The sequence below is a fragment of the Bacteroides sp. 2_2_4 genome (genome assembly GCF_000157055.1).
Lineage (GTDB): Bacteria > Bacteroidota > Bacteroidia > Bacteroidales > Bacteroidaceae > Bacteroides > Bacteroides ovatus.
In genome coordinates, this window is the sequence record NZ_EQ973355.1 from 17,580 (window position 1) to 39,606 (window position 22,027).

General features: G+C 40.7%; 11 protein-coding genes. 3 read left to right on the top strand and 8 right to left on the bottom strand.

The features are described from left to right. The first annotated feature begins 169 nt into the window (after nucleotides 1-169). On the top strand, nucleotides 170-1,684 hold the full coding sequence (locus BSCG_RS26995) for an SLC13 family permease (RefSeq protein ID WP_008774540.1): 1,515 nt from the start codon (nucleotides 170-172) through the stop codon (nucleotides 1,682-1,684). A 61-nt stretch (nucleotides 1,685-1,745) separates the two neighbouring features. Here the strand turns inward: BSCG_RS26995 and BSCG_RS26990 are convergent, their stop codons facing one another. The 7 genes from BSCG_RS26990 to BSCG_RS26960 form a co-directional block, all read right to left on the bottom strand. Beyond that, the gene (locus BSCG_RS26990; protein ID WP_032849252.1) at nucleotides 1,746-5,774 is read right to left on the bottom strand and encodes a hybrid sensor histidine kinase/response regulator transcription factor; all 4,029 of its coding nucleotides are present in this window, start codon (nucleotides 5,772-5,774) and stop codon (nucleotides 1,746-1,748) included. Nucleotides 5,775-6,016: 242 nt separating this feature from the next. After that, nucleotides 6,017-8,542, bottom strand: coding sequence for a family 20 glycosylhydrolase (locus tag BSCG_RS26985; protein ID WP_008774542.1), 2,526 nt, complete (start codon nucleotides 8,540-8,542; stop codon nucleotides 6,017-6,019). Between the two features lie 7 nt (nucleotides 8,543-8,549). Next, complete coding sequence (locus BSCG_RS26980; protein WP_008774543.1) at nucleotides 8,550-9,623, bottom strand: cellulase family glycosylhydrolase; 1,074 nt, start codon at nucleotides 9,621-9,623, stop codon at nucleotides 8,550-8,552. A 34-nt stretch (nucleotides 9,624-9,657) separates the two neighbouring features. Beyond that, nucleotides 9,658-11,136, bottom strand: a complete 1,479-nt coding sequence (locus tag BSCG_RS26975) for a BACON domain-containing protein (protein ID WP_032849253.1) — start codon at nucleotides 11,134-11,136, stop codon at nucleotides 9,658-9,660. 46 nt (nucleotides 11,137-11,182) lie between these two features. Then, on the bottom strand, nucleotides 11,183-12,598 hold the full coding sequence (locus BSCG_RS26970) for a DUF5125 domain-containing protein (RefSeq protein WP_008774545.1): 1,416 nt from the start codon (nucleotides 12,596-12,598) through the stop codon (nucleotides 11,183-11,185). After that, nucleotides 12,598-14,241, bottom strand: a complete 1,644-nt coding sequence (locus BSCG_RS26965; protein WP_008774546.1) for a RagB/SusD family nutrient uptake outer membrane protein — start codon at nucleotides 14,239-14,241, stop codon at nucleotides 12,598-12,600. Before BSCG_RS26965 ends, BSCG_RS26970 begins: the two co-directional genes overlap by 1 nt. 32 nt (nucleotides 14,242-14,273) lie before the next feature. Further along, nucleotides 14,274-17,690, bottom strand: coding sequence for a SusC/RagA family TonB-linked outer membrane protein (locus tag BSCG_RS26960; protein WP_008774547.1), 3,417 nt, complete (start codon nucleotides 17,688-17,690; stop codon nucleotides 14,274-14,276). A gap of 327 nt (nucleotides 17,691-18,017) precedes the next feature. Between BSCG_RS26960 and BSCG_RS26955 the strand changes: the two genes are divergently transcribed. Both BSCG_RS26955 and BSCG_RS26950 read left to right on the top strand, forming a co-directional pair. After that, nucleotides 18,018-18,605 carry an RNA polymerase sigma-70 factor gene (locus tag BSCG_RS26955; protein ID WP_008774549.1) on the top strand — a complete coding sequence of 196 codons (588 nt, stop codon included), beginning with the start codon at nucleotides 18,018-18,020 and terminating at the stop codon, nucleotides 18,603-18,605. A gap of 53 nt (nucleotides 18,606-18,658) precedes the next feature. After that, nucleotides 18,659-19,702: a FecR family protein gene (locus tag BSCG_RS26950; RefSeq protein ID WP_008774550.1), complete on the top strand. Its 1,044-nt coding sequence runs from the start codon at nucleotides 18,659-18,661 to the stop codon at nucleotides 19,700-19,702. A 108-nt stretch (nucleotides 19,703-19,810) separates the two neighbouring features. Here the strand turns inward: BSCG_RS26950 and BSCG_RS26945 are convergent, their stop codons facing one another. Next, nucleotides 19,811-22,009 carry a GH92 family glycosyl hydrolase gene (locus tag BSCG_RS26945; RefSeq protein WP_008774551.1) on the bottom strand — a complete coding sequence of 733 codons (2,199 nt, stop codon included), beginning with the start codon at nucleotides 22,007-22,009 and terminating at the stop codon, nucleotides 19,811-19,813. Nucleotides 22,010-22,027 lie beyond the last annotated feature (18 nt).

The window sequence follows — 22,027 nt, forward strand, 5'->3', positions numbered from 1 at the left end:
ACGGCACAAATTTAGAGAAATTGCAGCAGACTACCTAATATCCATATTAATATCTTCAAGGACATCACAACCCAAAAAAATTATAAAAAAACTTCTCTCACTGATTTACGAAATATAGAATAAAAAGTTATTTTTGCACCGTTTTTTAATTTTATCTTAAACTAGTATTATGTACAAGATTTTTCACGGCTTTCATCTAGTGGAAGCTTATCAGGATTTAAAGAAAGCCAAACGGTTGGCAAAAAATCAGACAGTGGCCAGATGTATAAAGTTAACCGTAGCTATTACCCTTTCCCTTATTTTATGGCTCCTCCCAATTGACACATTTGGTATAGAAGGGTTAACCGTTATAGAACAAAGACTTATTTCTATCTTTATTTTTGCCACACTTATGTGGGTATTCGAGGCTGTCCCTGCATGGACCACTTCCGTATTGATTGTCGTTTTATTGTTACTCACCGTTTCCGACAGCAGCTTATGGTTCCTTACTCAAGGAATCTCAACAGAAGAATTGGGACAGACAGTCAAATATAAATCCATTATGCATTGCTTTGCCGATCCAATCATTATGTTATTTATTGGTGGGTTCATACTTGCCATCGCAGCAACTAAAAGCGGATTGGACGTATTATTGGCACGCGTCATGCTAAGACCTTTCGGAACCCAATCACGCTATGTACTATTAGGATTCATTCTTGTTACAGCTGTATTCTCAATGTTCCTCAGCAATACGGCTACAGCTGCCATGATGCTCACTTTCCTAACTCCTGTATTAAAAGTACTTCCTGCAGACGGTAAAGGAAAAATCGGTCTGGCTATGGCTATTCCTGTAGCTGCTAATGTAGGTGGCATGGGAACTCCTATCGGCACACCGCCCAACGCAATTGCCTTAAAATACCTGAATGATCCGGAGGGACTGAACCTGAATATCGGTTTCGGAGAATGGATGAGTTTTATGTTACCCTATACTATTATTGTATTGTTTATCGCTTGGTTCATACTTTTACGATTGTTTCCCTTTAAACAAAAAAATATTGAATTACAAATTGAAGGTGAAGCCAAAAAAGACTGGCGTTCCATTGTGGTTTATATCACTTTTGCTATCACAGTCATACTTTGGATGTTTGACAAGGTGACGGGAGTAAATTCTAATGTAGTAGCTATGATTCCGGTAGCCGTTTTCTGTATAACGGGAGTCATCACCAAACGCGATCTGGAAGAAATCAGTTGGAGCGTACTTTGGATGGTAGCCGGCGGCTTCGCTCTGGGCGTTGCTTTACAGGAAACCGGACTGGCGAAACATATGATCGAAGCTATCCCATTCAACACATGGCCTCCTGTATTAATGATTGTCGGCTCCGGACTTATTTGTTATGCTATGGCCAATTTCATCTCACATACAGCTACTGCCGCATTGCTCGTCCCCATCCTAGCCATTGCAGGAAGCAGCATGCGTGAGAACCTATCTTCCTTAGGTGGAGTAGAGACTTTATTGATTGGAGTGGCAATCGGTTCATCATTAGCAATGATATTGCCTATCAGTACTCCTCCCAACGCATTGGCACATGCCACAGGCATGATTCAGCAAAAGGATATGGAAAAAGTCGGAATAATCATGGGGTTAATCGGACTGATATTGGGATATACCATGTTGATCATACTTGGCTCCAACAAATTATTATAAAAAATACTCTTTCCATACAAATAAGCCCTGTGAGAAGCAATCATTCTTACAGGGCTTTTTGCTAATCAGTCTTACTTGGAAGATTAACTGCCGGAGAAGCTCCTGTCTTTTCCGACTCTCCATACTTGCTCGGACTTACACCATAATATTTTTTAAATACCTCACGGAAATATTTCGCATCCGAGAACCCGACCATATCGGTAATTTCTGCTATTGTATATTCGCCCTGCTTTAGCAATTGTGCAGCATGTTGCAAACGTATCATCCGGATATAATCGGCTGGTGCATAACCTGTCAAGACCTTTAATTTATTAAAGAAACTCGTACGACTCATGTGATGGCGACTACTAAGCATTTCTACATTAAAATCCGGATCCCCCATGTTCTTCTCTATACATTCCTTGACCGAAGCTATAAATTTCCAGTCCAGAGTATTAGTACAATTAACCGGAAAACTCTGTTCTTCCTCTTCGATACTATTATAAACCTGACGGAGCAAAGCACGATTCGCCAGTAAATTCTTAATCGTTGCCTTGAGTATTCCTACACTGAAAGGCTTAGTGATATAAGCATCCGCTCCGATTTCCAGCCCTTCGAGCATATTCTTCTCATCTCCCAGTGCTGTCAGCAAAACGACCGGAATATGAGACATCTCAAGATCCCCTTTTATCGCTGAACAAAGTTCATCTCCGCTCATTTCAGGCATCATTATATCGGATATAACAAAATCCGGATTAAATTCCCTGATTATGATAAGTGCATCCTTCCCATTCGGACAAGCCTGAATATTATAACTCGTCTTCAGCATATCCACCAGATAATTACGCAAATCATCATTATCCTCCACTATCAGGATACGTTGTAAGGAACTGTTTATCTGGGATATCTCCATAGCCGGCAAATCAGAAATACTACCCGGTATGATAGTCTCCGGACGTTCATCCGGCAGCTTGGGAGAAATAAATTTAGCTTTATGAAGATGGCTATTTCCTTTCGGGAAAGTAACTCGTACACAAGTGCCTTGTTGTTCATTGCTCTGAATCTGAATCTTGCCTTTATGTAATTTGACTAGTTTGTATACCAACATCAGCCCTATTCCGCTACCTGTCACTTTTAGATTGACAACATTGCTACCTCTAAAACAGTTCCTGAACAATTTCTTCTGTTCGCACGAAGGAATACCAATTCCCGTATCTTTCACCTCAATGCTCCACGTGTTTCCTTCCTCACAAGCGGAAATGCAGACACTACCTTCTTCAGGTGTATACTTCAATGCATTCGACAAGATATTTTTCAGAATAGATCCCATCTTGTCACTATCAAACCACACATTCAGATAGTCAAAATTGCTTTCATAAACAAACCTGACATGTTTCATTTCAGCATATTTGCGAAAAGCAGCACAAACATCATTCATAAAAGTATTCAGCTCATACTCGGAAACATAAAGAGTGGATGAATAGACATCTATCCGTTCGAAATTTATCAAGTTCGTTGTCAGCTGAAGCAATGTATTTACATTCTTAAGAGCCATATTCATATGGGGTAACGCCTGTTCGGTCACCATACGATTTTCTATGACTTCCTCCAGCGGAGCTTTTATCAACGTAAGCGGCGTACGTATGTCATGAGCCGTATTAATGAAGAACCGTGTCTTCTCATCCGACACTTTCTTCTGCTTTTGCAACATGATGATACGAAAGATGATAATCATAACCAATACCAACAGAATTGCATATCCCACCATAGCCCACAAACTGGCCCATACTGGAGGGGTTATAACGATCTGAATGTTCCTAGTCTCATAGGTCTTATACTTCTCTTCATTGGATATGGCACGAATTTGTAACGTATAACTGCCAGGAGGCAGATTTCTGACAAGAATCCGGTTATCCTGACTCGGACGGCTCCACTCTTTATGATAACCGTCAATCTTCCATGAATAAAGAATGTTGGAAGGATAATCATAATTAATGGAAGCTACATCAAGGGAAAAAGTATTTTGTCCGTAGGCTAGTTCCAGCCGGTCAGTTTCGTCAATGTCCTTTTTCAAAGGAGATCCGTCATCACCCGGGTAAACGGGATGATAAGCTATCATAAAATCGCGCAGCAACAAACGTGAATAATGCGGTTCCGGTATCTGTATGTCTGTCGGAAATTTAACAGCACCATCATTACCACCGAAAACAAGCATGCTTTTATTGCAGGTCGTGGCAGAACCTGCATTAAAACTGACACTCATCAATCCTTGTTCACGTGTCCAGTTACGAAAAGAATGTTTCTGGGGAGAATAGATTGTAATACCGGTCTCCGTACCCATCAGAAGACTCTCGTCCTGACGCGGAAGAATTGTATAAATATTGTCGGAAATCAACGCACAGTTATCAGTACGATATTGATGGATAAACTTTTTCTTATTAATGTCATAAACAAGGAGTCCGGCTCCACGGGTACCGATATACAAGATACCGTCTTCTCTCTGGTATAATGCACATATATAGGGAGATTCAACAGGCAGATCAATATACCGGTAAATTCCGGATTCTTTATCAAGCAGGTAGAGTCCCATTCGCGTACCAATCCACATCAGCCGGTCATCCTTCTCCTGAATGGTAGTAATAGAACTTACTCCCGGATATAAACGCACATTTTTAGTCTCAAGATTGATACGCTTCAGATGATAATATCCACCGGACCAGATATCACCTCCCGAATCTTTTTTAATGTCATAAATATATTGATCGGGACGTACTCCTGCAATGGCAGCAGGAGAAAGATAAGTTACCTTAAACCCTTTCTTCTTCTCTATCTTGTAAATACCCGATGTATAACCACCAGCCCACATTACACCGGGAGAGACTTCACACAGCGCTAAAAAAATGTGATTCTCATCATTCGGTACCGGATCAAAGGAACTAAAGAAGGAACGCCATTCTTTTGTATCAGTCTGATAGAAACTGATACCGTTACTGGTTGCAAACCAGAGGTCACCGTCACTATCCTCCACCACATCATGAACCTGATCGTTCACCAGTGACCGGGTATTACCAAGAGAATGTCTTATCAGGTCATAACTTCCATAACGGTTGTTACGGATTGTAATGCCGGTGGGATAATTTGCGAGCCAGATGCGATCTTCTTCATCCACATAGACATCATTAATATTATTTCCATTCATCCCGTTATAACTGCCATAATCAGCTGTTATATAGGGTTCACTCATGTATGTATTCACATCCAGCTTATATACACCTCTTCCCCCAGTAGCCACTAGAAGTTCATGAGCGTTTAAAGCAGCAATCTGGTTAATCTCTACATGATTGGGGAATTGACAAGAGATGATTTTTCCTGTTCCCCCCATGTCATATATAAGTATTCCCTCTTTATAGTTTCCCACAAATAACTGTTTTGAAACAGCATGGTAATAAAGTTCATGTACCGGAGCGATGCTTTCCACCGCTTCATCAGGAACCAGCCTTAACTTCCCCTCTTCTATTCCGGCACGAAATAAACCACTTCCCGTACCTATAAAAAAATGATTACCATCTGTCTGTTCAATGGTAGTTATTTCGCCGTTGACCGGCACCGACATATTTAACACTGTCCCGGTATGGGTATCATACCAGGTAATGCTATCTTTACAGCACAACCATATACGGTCATTCTTGTCCAAATAACCATAATTCAGAAATGCTTGCGACTTATTTCTGATCAGCTCCGGATGTACATAAGCCAGTTCAAACTTGTCATGCTGCGAATCATACCTAAAAATACGACCTTTCTGACCAATTACCCATAATACATTTCTGTTGTCCATATAAAGCCAATTCAAGGCAATCCGTGAATCCAACGTCATGTTATCGTCTGAAAAGTTGTAATGCTTGATATGTTTGCCATCATAACGGTCTATCCCTTCTTGAGTCAGAAACCACATATACCCCCGTCGGTCTTTTTGGATATGGTATATTTTCTGATTATTCAACCCGTCTTCCAGTCCTATGTACTTATAAATCTGTCCCTTGCTTACAGTACAATTAATGAGAAGAAACACAAACAAAAAGAATCCTCTCATTTTTACAAAATTACTCATGTCTTTCACTAATATTCAAAAAATACTCTGCAAAAATATGAAAAAATTAATTAAAACGCAAGTCGAAAATGTATTCATATTTCAACCATCAATTAATATTAATAGTCATATTTCCAGTTTTAAATTTGTTGAATATTGTAAAGAAGAGCTAGAATTTCAGCAGCCCCTTAATATGTAAAATTTCATAAATGCATAAATAAAAAGCTATTCTAACATTATTAAAATAGCTTTTTATTTATATATCATCTATTAAACAATACGGTAGTTACACTCTCTTTTCCTAGATAGAAAGCCTTTGCTTTTATCAGTGGAGCATTGCATACTACCGGAGTTTGCCATTCTATGGAACTTTCCGTAGGCTCACTTCCATCGGTTGTGTACCGGATTACCGCATTGGGAATGGCAGTATTAGCCAGTAGTAATCCATCCCTTGTCATAATACCGGGAGGAGACACCCGGAAATTTATTCCTCGCTTTGCCAAACGTGGCAACTCATAATCTATAATACCGGCATTGTATTTCCGTTTGGCATCCATATATACTTTGCCGTCCGGAGATAATGCCCACGATGGTTGAACATTCCAAGCACGTTCTGCCAATCCGAAGACTTTTGGGAAAAGATAATATTCTACCTGTTCAAAACTACGGATTGTTTCCGACCATATTTGTCCGGATAGACCTTTGATATTCTGATAACCTTCCTTTGTCAAGGGTTGTTTTCCGTTTGAAGCAGCTTTCACATCAACAGGTTCACCTTTCAAATTCCGTCGTAAAGACTTATAAATATCAAAAGGCAACATATCAAACGTCACATATTCATCCACATAACCGCCCCAACGCAATCCCGGTTCCTCCACATGATAGCAATAGGCCATATCCAAATAGAAGTTACCCACATTACAGAGTATAATCGGGTAGCCCGCATTAGCTAGCTTATACGGTACTTCATCCCCACCCTGCTCCGGAATAGTGTTCCAACAATAATTTAAGACCTTACTGTTTTTGAAATGTTCGTTAACGGTATTATCAGGATTCATAACAATGTCCTGCCATCCGACTGCCTGTATGTTACGTTTGTCCAGCATTTCCAATATTTGTTCCAGAAAATAATCCTTCAGATCCCGTATCTTAGTCAGTCCGTTCTCTTGCATAAAAGTGCGGCAGATAGAAGAACCTTCCCAAATACCTTCCGGCACTTCATCTCCACCCACATGGAAAGCAGTCAGTTCTACTCCTGCATCCTGATACATCCGTACGATTTCGTCAATCACTTTTTCAAGAAAATGATAAGTGGAAGGCATGGCAACATTAATCACATTGTCTGTAAAATTTTGTGCAGACAGATATTGGGAAGTATCTGCAAAGTCAGTCAAAAGATATTCTTCCGCTTTCGATTGGTCTGTATCTATATATTTCTGATAACGGGCATTCATGGCTTTAATCGCTGCCCGGGAATGTCCGGGAATGTCTATTTCGGGAATAACTCTGATATGCCTTTCTTTCGCATATTTCAGAATATCCATGAAGTCACTGCGAGAATAATATCCATTGGCCAATGAAGTAGTATCTGTCTCATTCCATCCCCAGGCATACGCAGGATAAAGACATGTCTGTTCATCTATGGTATGTCCTCTGCGAGAAGCTATTTCTGTCAATTCCTCCAATCCGGGTATTTCCACACGCCAGGCCTCATCGTCACTCAAATGCAAATGCAGTACATTCATCTTATAGAATGATAATATATCGATCAGTTTCAGCAGATCCGCTTTCTTTGTAAAGTTGCGGGCTACATCCAACATAATTCCCCGATGCCCCATGTCCGGATAATCGGTAATATGAAGATTAGGTAGCGGAGAAGAAGTTAGTTCCATGTTATCTAATAAGGCAAGCAATGTTTGACAAGCATTAAATATGCCATGTGTATCACTAGCTTTCAAAGTCAACCGGTTATTCTTTATCACGATTTCGTAATATTCATCGGGATATTGACAGGTAATAGGAACCTCCATTTTCTTCAATTCAATGATTGTTTCTTCATCCTTATCGGAAACGCTACATCTTAATAATGAAGTCAATTGACTTTTCAATAAAAGAGCTTCCTCTTTAAACGCATCATCAAACTTCAGACAGACTTTTTGAGAGAAAGAAGAAACCCCGCCCGTCTTTTCCACTTTTTTAGGAGCAGGAAAAAGAGAAAGCATATCACAATCTACCGGTTTGCTGAAATCATCATTCTGCTTATAGAAATAATTCCCATCTGCATAGGGAAAGCTATTCCTCGAGCTAACCCATTGGGTATCGGGCTTAAAAAGCTCGATCTCAATGGGGACATTTTGCGGTTGTAACGGTTTTCCTTTTTCATCGGTAGTTATCACATAGGCCCCTTCAGGAACCGAGGACACATTAATCACATTTCCTTCACTCAATATGGTAAAAGTGATTGTTTCACCCGGTGGCAATGCCTGGTAGTGTTCAGTGGGGTACATTTTATAGTAAGTCGAACCCAAACATTCAATTTCCAGCGGTGCATTAATAGGTTGCTGATAATAAATAGGTGTCTGATTAAAATAGATCACCCAATTATTAGTCAAGGATTTATTCCCATTATTCGTCAGGCAGAATGTATTCTTAAAATATCTGGCTTCCACACTATCTTTTTCCAGTTTCCATGTTAAGGATAGCTGTGAGGAAGGGGGCTGTTTACCAGCCCCGCAACCAAACAGGCATATCCCCAACATCATTATCCATATATTCCTCATAGTTATCATAAGGGAATTATTTAGTTAATGAACGAATACATTCCACTTCTTCTGTCGAATAAGGGGTTCCATCACTACGGAATATATCGTGGAACCACAATGGAGGTTCAACAACATCAGGCAATGGAGTGTCCCATGCAAAGATCGTATTTGTTTTTCCAGCTACAAGTCCCCAGTTGATTGCACCGATATTTTCTCTCTTCAGCATTGGCATAATATCCTGGAAAGTACTATTTTGAGTACGTGCCATATATTCTGTACAAATCATCGGGCGACCGTATTGCTTCAATGTATCAATGAGTTGCTGATGCGAATTCACGCCTTCATACGTGTGGTATGTTATCACATCCGAATTTTCCAATTGGAACTTATTCAGATTAGTCAGGCTCATATCCCAAACTCCGGCCGACAGAGGTTGTGACGGATTCACCGTTCGTCCCCACGTAAATATCTTCTGCAATAACGGCAAACTTCTTTCACCGTATCTATATCCTCCCGAACCTCCGGGTTCATTATATAAGTCCCATAATACGATTCTCTTATCATCCTTAAAGGTAATCAGGATATCTTTCACATAGCTTTCCAATACCGGAAGTATCACTGCCGTATCGCCTTTATAATACAGATCACCCGGGTCACGTGCCCATCCCGAATTGTGTACTCCCGGCTGTGGTTCCGGCTGTTTGCCAGCCTGATATACAGGATTCCAACAATCATCCAGGAAGACGAAGATGGTAGAGATATGATGCTTGTCGGCAATAGTAAGGTATTCATTGATACGTTTCTTAAAGCCTTCCTTATCTGTTTCCCAAACCAGGTGATGCAAATATACGCGCATACAGTTCATGCCTATTTCTTCCGCCCAACCCAGTTCACGATCAATAGTCACCGGATCAAAAGTATCTGCCTGCCACATCTCCATTTGGTTGATTGCCGTGCTTGGAATAAAATCGCATCCACGAAGCCATCCCCATTGTTTATACCACTCATTAGCCTGCTCTTTCGTCCAGACCTCACGAACAGAGACAGTTTTCTGGTTGCAGGCAATCAACATAACACCAATAAAAAAGGAAAGTAATATCTTTTTCATATAATCGTTTTACTTTATCAAATTAAAAATCTTTTTATTTTCTCCACGTAAATATTACCATATCACCCGGTTCGACTGCTATCGTAGAGCCGTCCGGAGTAGTCGTTGAACCATTTTTCAACACTCTACTAACAGAACTATCCACATCGATAGACAGGTTCATCACATTACGAAAATCTCTATTTACTACCACAAGATATTGATTACCACCTTTCTCCAGGACAGAGACAACAGCACCTGTATCACTCGTAGTCAATGATTTTATAGGAGTCGGCAGACTTCCCAAAGCCTTCGTGCCTTCAGGTATTTCACTTCCGGTGTGAGATACTGAAATAACCTGTGCTCCCAAGAATATACCCGCAAGTTGCTGTACTTCCTGATTAACAGTCTTGACCAAATCATACACTTCAGTCGGATCATCATGTTGAAGTCCGCGATAGGTAAAATACTGGATTGCCTGCGCACCATAAGCCAAATCACTGAAAACTTGTAATCTCAACTCAGGCAATGTCGGTATCTTATAAAAATGAGTTTCATCAAGTTTATGGGAAAGTGCAAGTGCAAATGCCCAGAACGGCTTATTATTCTCTTTAGCAGCAGCCGATATTTCTTCCAGATTCCGATACCAGTCCGGACGGACAATGCTGGGAGCACCATTTATAGATACAATAGGATAATTGTCAAACGAAATAAACGGAACAGGGACTTGTTCTATAAACGACTTTACATTTTCAGAATAAAGTTCTTTCCCCCATGCCCAATTGGGGTACAAATTGATATAACAAGGATGATGGCTGTCGATGGTTTTAATTTTCTTCACCAATTCACCCAAACCCGGCAAATCATTCACTTCCGGTTCATCCTTCAAATGATAGGCATACAAAGCCGGATGATTCATCATCGCTTTTACAACCTCTTCGGCAGTAGCAACAGACAAGAGATCCTTACAAGAAGTTATCATTTTCACTCCGGTCTTCTGTGCGGCGTCAAGCACCTTCAATGTTGTTTCCAAATCATCGTACCATCCCAGATAAATATTAATGCCGGATGCTTTCATCACCGGAAATTTCTCCAGCGACTTGTCTGCTTCCACTCCGGTCCATGCTATAATCGGGAATTCTCCATCAGTTGTAGGGATATAAGAATTACCCTGAATGATCTCAATTTCTTGTGTCTTTACTCCATTAGGTACCACGCGGAATACAGCCGTACGTCCGGTTCCTGTATTTGCATTTGCAGTAATTGTCACAGTTCCGTTTCCACTTCCTTTGGCCGGTGAGACGGTAACCCAAGACTGATCCGTCTCGTTTACAAATTTCCATTCCGTATTAGATTTTATCGAATAGACCTCCGTAAAACCGTCATTACCGATCTGTAACTTCTCCAAATTCCCGGAAATAGAAAAAGAGGCTTTCTCCGGATCCATCGAACAAGACATTAATAACATTGGCAACATCGAGAAAAAGAACGTAACCAGAAATTTCTTACTATATGTTTTCATTGATATATACATAATTCTATTGAATATTAAATTAAAGACTATTAATCATGCCCCCCTCTTAATTGTAAGGAGTCAATCGTATCACTTCACTGGCTTTATCAATATGTATTGTATAAAGTCCGGCTTTAAAATCAGGACCGGGAATCAAATCACCGGGAGCGTTTCTCGTTATCAGGTTAGCAGGCTCAACCGTATATAGATTCTTCGTGTCCTCCTCTTGCGCCCAACCATATCCCCGATAGAACTTAAATCCCATAGTTTGGTCAATGTAAACGACTGCTTCAAAGGCACTTGCACCGACCTTTTTAAAGAAGAACCATTGGTGAGGATATGCGAAGTCCCAAGCAAGCGTAGCCACATAAGGTTCGCGTGGAAATCCGACTCCAGTACCGAGAATATACATCACCTCCGGATAAAAAACATCCCGCGGACGTTCCATATACATGAAACCATTTGATGTATTATATTTCAAGTTATAAAGTACCGACGGACCATCGAATTTTGCTTTGCTCCCTGAAACATCTTTAAAGAATTCCGGCCGGAGCATATTGGTGACATCACTACCAAAACCTATAAAATTAATCTTGGCACTTTCTACCAACTGAACATCCAACTGGACATATCCTCCTCCCACATCAAAGAAGCGGGACTTATCAATATCAATGCTGTATGTCAAAGTCTTATCAGCCAGAAAGCTCAACATATCAAAAGTGATATTCTCCAATGTATAACTCCCTACCTTAGGAGTCGGAATCGAAGTAGCTGCATCATCAGTCACAATCGCGATCTTATTGTCTGAATATCCCCATACCAAACCGGAATAATCAGGTTTATTATTTATTATCTTTTCGGCAACTTTAAAATGGTCGCCAATCCCTGCCAAATCCGCCGCACTCGTCCGGAAACTATAATCCGTTTCATTCTGACTCTCCTTGTCCATTTCATACACATTTCCCAAATCATCAACAAGGTATAATTGGGAAGGTGTTTCCGGACGGGTCACCGCCACACTTGCGGCCTCATCCAAAGTCAGAGTCGATTCATTGCCACCTAAATCGTTTACAGCTTTTATAGTCACCACAGGACGTCCATTCTGGAAACCGGCAACAAAAGGTAAAGTAGCTTCCTCTTCAATAACCGCAGAACGTCCGCTCAATCCTTTAGACAAATTCAAGATTTCGGCTCCATCCATTGTCACTAATAATTGGAATGAAACCAAATCATTATATTCATCACTTACTTGTGCAGTGAACTTCACTTTATCACCAGCCGCCACAACCGTTTCACCATTCACTCCCCGCAATACGGCATTTTCTATTTTAGGTTTTGAAGGTGTAGGCCATTCCGGCCATTCACTTGGCTTACTAACATCATCTTTTGCACACGAAAGGAGCAATAACGACGACATGAATAATACGTATATCTTTTTCATTTTTCTTAAGATCTCTAGTTTAACAATAATGAATGATGACATTAATTGCGAGCTGCCGCAAGATCCGCTTTCCATCCCTCACGTTCAAATGTCTGTACCAACACTTTTCCATAAGATTCCGAAGCTTGTTGAACCGCATAATTAGGAATAGGCACATATTGATGTGTAGGAGCCACTCCTTTGATCTTCGCTGTACGCTGCGCATACTGATTAAAACGGATGAGATCTATTTTACGCATCCCTTCATACAACATTTCATGTCCTCTTTCCGTAAGTAAAGCATCCAGGAAAGCGTCAACATTCGCTGTTGCCGATGACGGAAGATCTCCCAGTCCGGCACGCTTACGCACCTCATTGACCGCAGCAATAGCGTCAGCGGACGGAGCCGCATTGTTTTTACGTACTTCGGCTTCCGCATACATGAGTAATACATCTGCCCAACGAGCTAACGGTATATCAGTCCCCTGAAAAGCCGTAGCTGTTTCCACCGGGAATTTATTAATGATAAAACCGTCCCATGTAGTAGTATTCCGGTCAATCCAGGTTCCTGCAGTCGTATAATATTTGGTCAGAATCACTTCACGACGTTTGTCCGAAGGATCATACGTATCCCAAAATTTCGGAGACACGTTGAAAGTTTGTCCCCATCCCTGCCCTTGCAGATAGAAAGGAGTCGGATTTCCCTGATCGTCCACTCTGGCTGCATTATCGGGAGTAGCAAGCATCATCAGCGGGTTAAAGTTGCCGGACTTATTCGTACCATCCGCCGTTTCATCACAACTGACAGCCATAATCACTTCCGAATTAAAGTTATTGGCATTTTTGAATTGCTCGATATAAGGATTGTCCCCTTTCTTGAAAAGACTATACCGTCCCTTCAACTCGTTATACATATCAATCGCTTTCTGATAATAACCGGACATATAATAGCCTTCATTCAGGCAATGCCGCATGATGCATACACGTGCATAGTCTTTATTGTAACGTCCCTGTTCCGGCTGCGTATCTGCAATATACTGATAAGCATAATCAAAATCAGCCATAATCCACTCCGTCATTTGCTGCAATGTCGGACGCACCAGATTTTCCAGTTTTGAAGGATTAATCAGATCGTTCGGATCGACAATCAAAGGAACAGGACCATATACATGCAATAAATAATACATCATCAATCCACGACAAAGACGGGCTTCAGCAATAAATTCCCTTTTACGCTCTTCGGAAACCACTTCGGTAGAAGCTTTCTCCAGTGTTCCAATCACATTGGTGAAGTAGGAAATCTCACTTACTTTCGGAAAGTGGTTCGGCCTTTCATCACTTAACGTACCGCTTGTATAATAAACACACTGACTAAAATCGGCTTTAGAAAGGAAATAATATCCGCCTCCCCAACCATTATTCCACACAGCCACCTCATCTGTCGGATAATCAAAGAACTTCAGTACACCTCCGGCAGGGATATACCAACCGTGCTGATTGCCACTTGTTCCGGCACCGATCCAATAGGTCCATGTTGTCGTAAAAGGCATATAGCAGGTCATCATAAATGATTCGTATTCGGCTTCAGTCACCGGATAATTAGAAACATTCAACGTGCCATACATCTTGGGATCAAAATTATCCTCACAACTGCACATGATAAATGCAATCATGACAAACACCTTAAATAATTTATTCTTATTCATATTTTCAATCTTTTCTTTCGTTACAGGTTTTCTTAGAAACATATTTTTGCTCCGAAGGAGTATGTTCTCGTCATCGGATACTCCGCTTTGGAGCCGTCGCCACCTGTCTTTATTTCAGGATCGACACCTACAAACTTGGTAAAAGTAAACGGGTTCTGACAGTCGATAAAAACTCTGATAGAACTCACATAATCACCCACTCTTCCCAGCTTCTTTCCTGAAAGGTTGTATCCTAAAGTGATATTCCTGACACGTACGAACGAAGCATTCTGATAATCTTCCTCAAAGCCTACGTTACCAGGTAAAGCGACAGCCTTTGTTGAAGCAATACCACGACGGTTTCCATTCTGATTGGTTTGGGAATTCCAGATAGTATATACATATTTGTTCGAATTCTTGGGACTCGTGTAGTACACATCTCCGACAAGTGCCCAACGATATGCATAGTTATAGCGTGTACGTCCGAATTGTCCATACATAAATACATCCAGATCAAAATCTTTGTATACAAATGTATTTCCAAAGCCTATGTGAATTTTTGGAAGTGTATTCCGCATCTTCACATCATCAATCGTTATTTTGTTATCCCCATTTGCATCCTTAATAATCGGATAACCGGGCTGTTGCGCATCTGCCGGCAAAGATTTCTGCGATTCGGGCATATTGCTTTTATCTATGTTGATAACGCCTTCCGTTTCATAGTAATAATAAGCATTCACCGGTTCGTTCTTGCGGATTCGATATTCTTCATAATAATAGTTGGGCATCCGTTCTTTCCAAACGGCATTATGATGTGATAAGGTCAATTGTGAGGTCCACTTAAACACACGGGGGATTTCAAAGTTTAGTGAGTTAATAGTCGCATCCCATCCGTAACGTACATAATGTCCATAATTCATCGGGACGGAAGATGTCATACTAAGCGGAGAGGCAGAATCATATCCCAGCAAGTTGGTTACATCATTGCGGAACATATCAAAACTTCCCCAGATTCTATCTTTCAGGACTGAAAAGTCTATACCTATATTTTTCATGGTAGTCTTTTCCCAGGTAACATTCGGGTAATCAGGACCGCTAAGCAAATAAGGCACATAAGTCACTGAATTGTTAGAGAACTTGATATATTGGGCTGCCAGACTGAAAGTGCCATAAAGCGAACTACCCAGATTATCATTACCTGTCTGTCCATAACTACTACGAATCTTCAACTGGTCAATCCATGATATATGCTTCATAAACGGCTCGTTAGATAATTTCCAAGCCAATGATACTGAAGGGAAATAGGCATATTTCTTTCCCGGGAAAAACTTATCCGTTCCATCGCGACGAATAGTAGCGGCAACCACATATCTGTCGAGTACATCCACACTTGCCCTGGCAAATTGAGAACGACGTTCGTCGGCTGCCCTGAAAGAAGTCGGGTAGAAAGCGCCTTCCGCAGCTTCCACTTTATCAGCAGCAATGTGATCGTTAATCTGTTCGTAGTCAAGTTCAAGACCATTTGAATCGTTCGTATACCTTCCCATACCGACTACGGCATCGACACGTAACAAATCTCCAAACTGCTTTTTGAAAGTCAACGTGCCTTCCATAGTTTGGTTTCTACGTTCAACATATCCCAAATGCCCTCTTGATTTATACATGTCCATAAAATATATATCAGAAGGAATATATAGATTACGATTAGCATTCTCCTTATTAATGCCATACATCAAACGGAAGGACAACATATCCTTGATTATATCCACATCGGCAGCAAAGTTTAGATAATAACCGCTTGTTTTAGTCCGGTCACTAACTTTTATCATTTCGGCCGGGTTAGGGTAATTTGAATATAAGGTAGGTTTTCCGTCCTCACCTCTGATCGGTAAATAAGAAGGATAAGTCAATGCTGATTGTATGGCATCGTACCCATTTCCACCACCTCCGCCACCGGAAGTTGAATTTGTATATTCATTTTCATTTACATTGACAATTGCTGTCAACTTAAGAAATGGAAGCAATTGTGAAGATATGTTTGTCCGAAGAGCATAACGTTCCATAGCGGAGTTTTCTACCGTACCTTCCTGTTTGTAATAATTTCCGGACAGATAATATTTCAGCAGTTTAGAACCACCCGTAATTGTGATATTATGATTATTGATGCTACCATCCTTTAATACACAATCCAGCCAGTCTGTTGTTTGAGCGGCAGCTATCTGTTGAGGTGAGAATTGAGGTACCCATTTATTATCAAAAGGTTTATCACCGTAAGGATACATACCGTTCGTAAATAAATAGTTTTCTTTATTGAAAATGTTGGCAACATTCATATATTCTTCCCCACTCAAAGGTTCCAGATACGGATAGTTTTTCACGATAGAATAATTTCCTTCATAAGTGATTTGGGGACGAGTTTCAGTACCTTTCTTTGTAGTGATTAAAACGACACCATTAGCTGCACCAATTCCATAAATGGAGGCAGATGCATCCTTTAACACTTCGATAGATTCAATATCAGCAGGATTAAGTCCGGCCAATCCCGAACGATTGATAGAGTTGGGCATAACCTGGTTTCCGTTTCCAACCTCTAAAGAAGTGGAAGGCATCATTACGCCATCCACTATAAAGATAGGAGTACCTGCCCCACGAATTGAAAGGTCAACTGCTCCACCCGGTTGCGGGCTTGTCAACGTAGCTTCCAGTCCGGCAGCCCGCCCAAGCAACATCTGTGACATATTACTTGTTGCGGCTCGCGATATTTTTTCCGTTTTTACCGTTGCAATGGAAGTTGTCAGATTCTTACGGGTGGTCGTTCCATACCCTACCACAACAACTTCATCCAACTGTTTCGAATCTTCTTTCATCGTCACATTCAACGTCATCGGTCGGGTAATTTTCTGCGTATATGTAGTGTAACCTATTGAAGTAAATTTCAGTGTCGAGCCTTCCGGAACTTGCAACTGGTAATTGCCATCTATACCGGTTATGGTTCCTTGAGTAGCCCCTTCTATCATCACAGTCACTCCCGGAAGAACCTCTCCGGATTCGTCCACTACCTTTCCGGTCACTTTGATCGGCTGTTTGTTATCCTGTGGTTGAGATGAAACTTTGTTTAATACAATCTGACGTTTTTCAATCGTATAAGATACTCCTTCGCCTTTAAAAAGTTTATCCAGCACCAGAGTCATCCGTTCATTTTTCACAGTAATGCTTACTATACGGCTTACATCAACAATGTCTTTGTTGTATAAGAAACGATATTCTGTCTGATTTTCGATACTAGTCAAGACCTCCTCTACAGTCACATTTTTCAGTCGCAATGTAATTTGGGCGGATTGTGCCAAGATAGGTATACTGATAGCTTGCAAAGCTATACAAAACAACCATATAGCACAGATTCTCCCCATTTTTACATTCGCAGGTACATTAATTCTCTTTTTCATTTTTCTAATTGAAATAAGTTTCATACCTTTACATGTTTGGTTATTGGTTCTACAAATAAGTTGATTAACGAATAACTGAATCTTTGGAAAGGAAGGTGAGTCAGACCTTCCTTTTTTTATCAGTTGTCGGAAGCTGAATTCACTGATTATGTCTTTCTCATGGCTCGTATTATTTAAAGGTTAATAAATGTGTTTTTCTCTCGTTTCTATCAATAAGACGTTTCTAAAAATAAAAGCCACATTGGATATCGCATTATTTTTTCATCTGCATTATTTTTTCTTCAAACTATCGTTTATCCCAAATAATCTTTCTATTTTTACCCCCGACAATAGAACCTTTACTACAATACTATGCCGAATATCCAACAACAGACTTCCGACGACCGTTTTCTGGTAATAGCACTAAAACTGGATGATAAACAGGCTTTTACCCGACTATTCCATGCTTATTATAAAGATTTGGTATTGTTTGGCGGTACTTACATTCCGGAGAAATCTACCTGTGAAGATATTGTACAAAATATCTTTCTCAAACTATGGAATGACCGGAAATCATTGGTAATTGAGAACTCACTAAAATCATATTTACTGAAAGCGGTCAGGAATTACTGTCTGGACGAATTACGCCATCGCAGGATTATAGATGAGCACATTGCTTACGAACTTAAATCGGATTCTATAGATATAGATACGACAGAAAACTACATACTATATTCTGATTTATGCCGGCAACTTAAAAATGCATTGGAACAATTACCTCCTCAAGAAAGAGAAGTGTTCGAGATGAGCCGATTAGAAAATATTAAATATCAGGAAATAGCCAATCGCCTGAATATCTCTGTCAGAACGGTAGAAGTACGTATCAGCAAAGCATTGAAGCAGCTCCGCATCTTATTAAAAGATTTTTATTTACTACTTTTTTTATTTCTTTTCCACTAATGAATGTGGGATTTTCTTTCTGAAACGTCTATTATATATAAGGTAAAATGCATATGATAAATAAAGATTCAGACATAGAAATTATAATCTCCAGATATCTCTCGAAAGAGGCTACAGCAGAAGACATTAAGATACTGGAAGATTGGATATCAGCTACTCCCGAAAACTATAGGAGCTTTCTATCACAAAAGAATGTGTGGGAAGTCAGTCACCCGGCTTTTAATCCAGAAGAGATAGATGTGGACAGTGCGCACAGAAAAGTAATGGAGCAGATTCTCCATCCAAACCAGCCGGTTTCCGTTCGTCCTAAGTTGTCCTTCCTACACTATTGGCAGCAAGTGGCAGCTATCTTACTTCTTCCTTTACTGATATTATCTGCTTATCTTTATTTTAAACCCGCTTCTCAAATTGCAGAGACTTATCAGGAGCTATTCACTCCTTATGGCACTTGGTCGGTAGTTAATCTGCCTGACGGTTCTAAGGTTTGGCTAAATGCCGGAAGTTCTTTAAAGTATCCGACTCAATTCAATGATAAGCAAAGAGTTGTTTCAATGCAGGGTGAAGCCTATTTTGAAGTAGAATCCGATAAAGAGCATCCCTTCATCGTAAAAACAAAACAACTGACTGTAGAAGCTACCGGCACAGCATTCAATGTGAACGCATACGCTCCGGATCATGTAGCAGCAGTGACGTTAGTAAAAGGAAAGGTCGCAGTCACTCTTGACCAGAAAAAGACGATTTCCCTTTCACCGGGAGAGAAAATTGACTATAATCTGGCCACTTCTTTATATAACGTCAATAAAACCAATACTTATAAATGGTGCTCATGGAAAGATGGAATACTCATTTTTAGAGATGACCCGCTGGAATATGTATTCAAGCGTTTGGGACAGACTTATAACGTGGAATTTATTCTGAAAGACGCTGAATTAGGAAAGTATTCCTATAAAGCGACTTTTGAAGGTGAATCTTTAAATGAGATTTTGCGCTTGCTTGAAATGAGTGCACCTATTCGCTGTAAAGAGGTTAGTAATCGCAACACCAATAATGAGAAGTTTGAAAAACAGCGTATAGAGGTGAGTAGGACTATGCAATAAAGGTAGTTTCAGTCTGTGTAAAACGCCGTTTCCGTATGCTCTGACAAGGGATAATTCTCACCGCGATGAGTATTTTTTCTCATCGCAGTGAGAATGCTTGAGAATTTATTACTTCATCTTATACACCAGTGTACCACCTTTTACAATATCTTCATGCGAGATCGTTTTCTTTGTATATGGTTCGCCATTCAATGTAATACTATCTACATATTTATGTTCTTTCGACAAATTCTCCGCAATAATTGTGAAAGTCTTGCCATCAGCCAAATGTAAAGTCATCTTCGGCAACTGTGGAGCACCGAATACATATTCCGCACTTACCGGATCTACCGGATAGAATCCCATCGCACTAAGCATATACCAAGCAGACATCTGTCCGCAATCATCATTTCCGCAAAGTCCGTCGGGTTTGTTTTTATATTGAGTATCAAATATTTCACGAACCAATTCCTGTGTACGTTCCGGACGACCAGCCAGTGCATACAAATAAGTAACATGATGGCTTGGCTCATTTCCATGAGCATATTGCCCGATTAATCCAGTAACATCCGCCAAACTTTCACCTTCTAGCTTAACCGTAAACAATGAGTCTAATTTATTCAAGAAAGTTTTTTCTCCCCCAAACAACTGGATTAATCCTGGAACATCATGTTGTACATGCCAAGTATATTGCCATGCATTTCCTTCCGTATAATCTCCACCGACACTTTCAGAATGTGCCAATGCACTTGGGTTAAACGGAGCTTTCCAAGTCCCATCAGCCTTGCGCGGGCGCATGAACTTCGTCTCCGGATCGAAAAGATTCTTATAATAGTCAGCACGTTTCGCAAAATAAGCGGCATCTTCCTCTTTACCCATACGACGTGCCATATCGGCAGCAGCATAATCATCATATACAGATTCTAAAGTGGAAGATACAGATTCTGCTTTTATCAGATCTGTCGGGAAATAACCATATTTCGTATAAACCTCCCAATCAGACTTCAACGGATGAGATACAGTCTGCGTCTTCTTTATTATATTGAAAGCACGTTCAGCGTCAAAGCCACGGAATCCTTTGCGATAAGCCTCGGCAATGACTGATACGCCATGATTACCAATCATACAGAAATTCTCTTTTCCCCACAATCCCCAAATAGGCAGGAAGCCTTGCACTTCACCCTGTTCGATGAGAGAATTCACAAAACCGTCCACACGTTCGGGAATCACCAATGTATAAAATGGATGAGCGGCACGGTAAGTATCCCACAAAGAAAATGTAGAATAGAAAGCACCAGTTCCGGCTTTTACAATAGAGTCGGCGGCATTACGATACATACCATCTACGTCCGAAATTTGATTAGGCTGAATCAATGCGTGGTAGAAACAAGTATAGAAATTTGTCTTTTCATCATCGGTACCCTCTATTTCAATACGGCTCAAATAGTTATTCCATTCATTGTGGGCGGTAGCTCTTACTCCTTCAAAATCCCAGGCAGGAATTTCTGCTTCCAGATTCTTTTTAGCCCCGTCTATGCTGGTGGTGGAAAGAGCCACTTTCATCATCAGCTCGTCTCCCGGCTGCATGTCAAAAGAGGCAATGATGCGTTTTCCTTTTTCTGTTTCGCCCATCGGAAGATAAAGTGAATCGACTACCGGACGGTTGAATTTCATCACAAAGAAATAATCTTGATTGACCCATACCGTGTTATTGACATGTCCTGTCAGTGTTTGAGCATCTTCCCAGTTCACTTCACAACTGTTGACTTGTGAATGATATTGTTCTTCTCTCCATGCAGGACCATGTTGCAAGTCAATCAATATAGAGGCAGAATCAGCCTTGTGATAAGTATAGCGGTGAAGGGCAGCATGGATAGAGGCAGTCAGTTCTGCTTTTACCTGTGGATCAGAGAGCTCTGCAGTGTAATATCCCGGAGTAGCCGCTTCTTTATCTTTAGGGAAATGACTGCGATAAGCATCCCACGCACGGGCACGTGTGCCAGTGACCGGCATCACCAGAATATCGCCTAAATCCATACAGCCTGTTCCATTCAAATGTGTCTGTGTAAATCCCCAAACCAGAGAATCCTCATAAACATATTCAGAACAGTAACGCCAACCGACTGCACCCGTCACAGGGCTGGTCTGTATCATACCGAAAGGATAACATGCGCCGGGAAATGTATGCCCGTTGTCTGCGCCACCGATAAAGGTATTAACGTATTGAGTATAATCTTTTGTATCCGTCTTTTCAGCCGGAGTACAAGAAGAATAAAAAAACAAGCCTGCTGCCAGAGTTGCAGCCATAAAAGGGGTTTTTCTTCTCATGGTAAATATAATAATGTT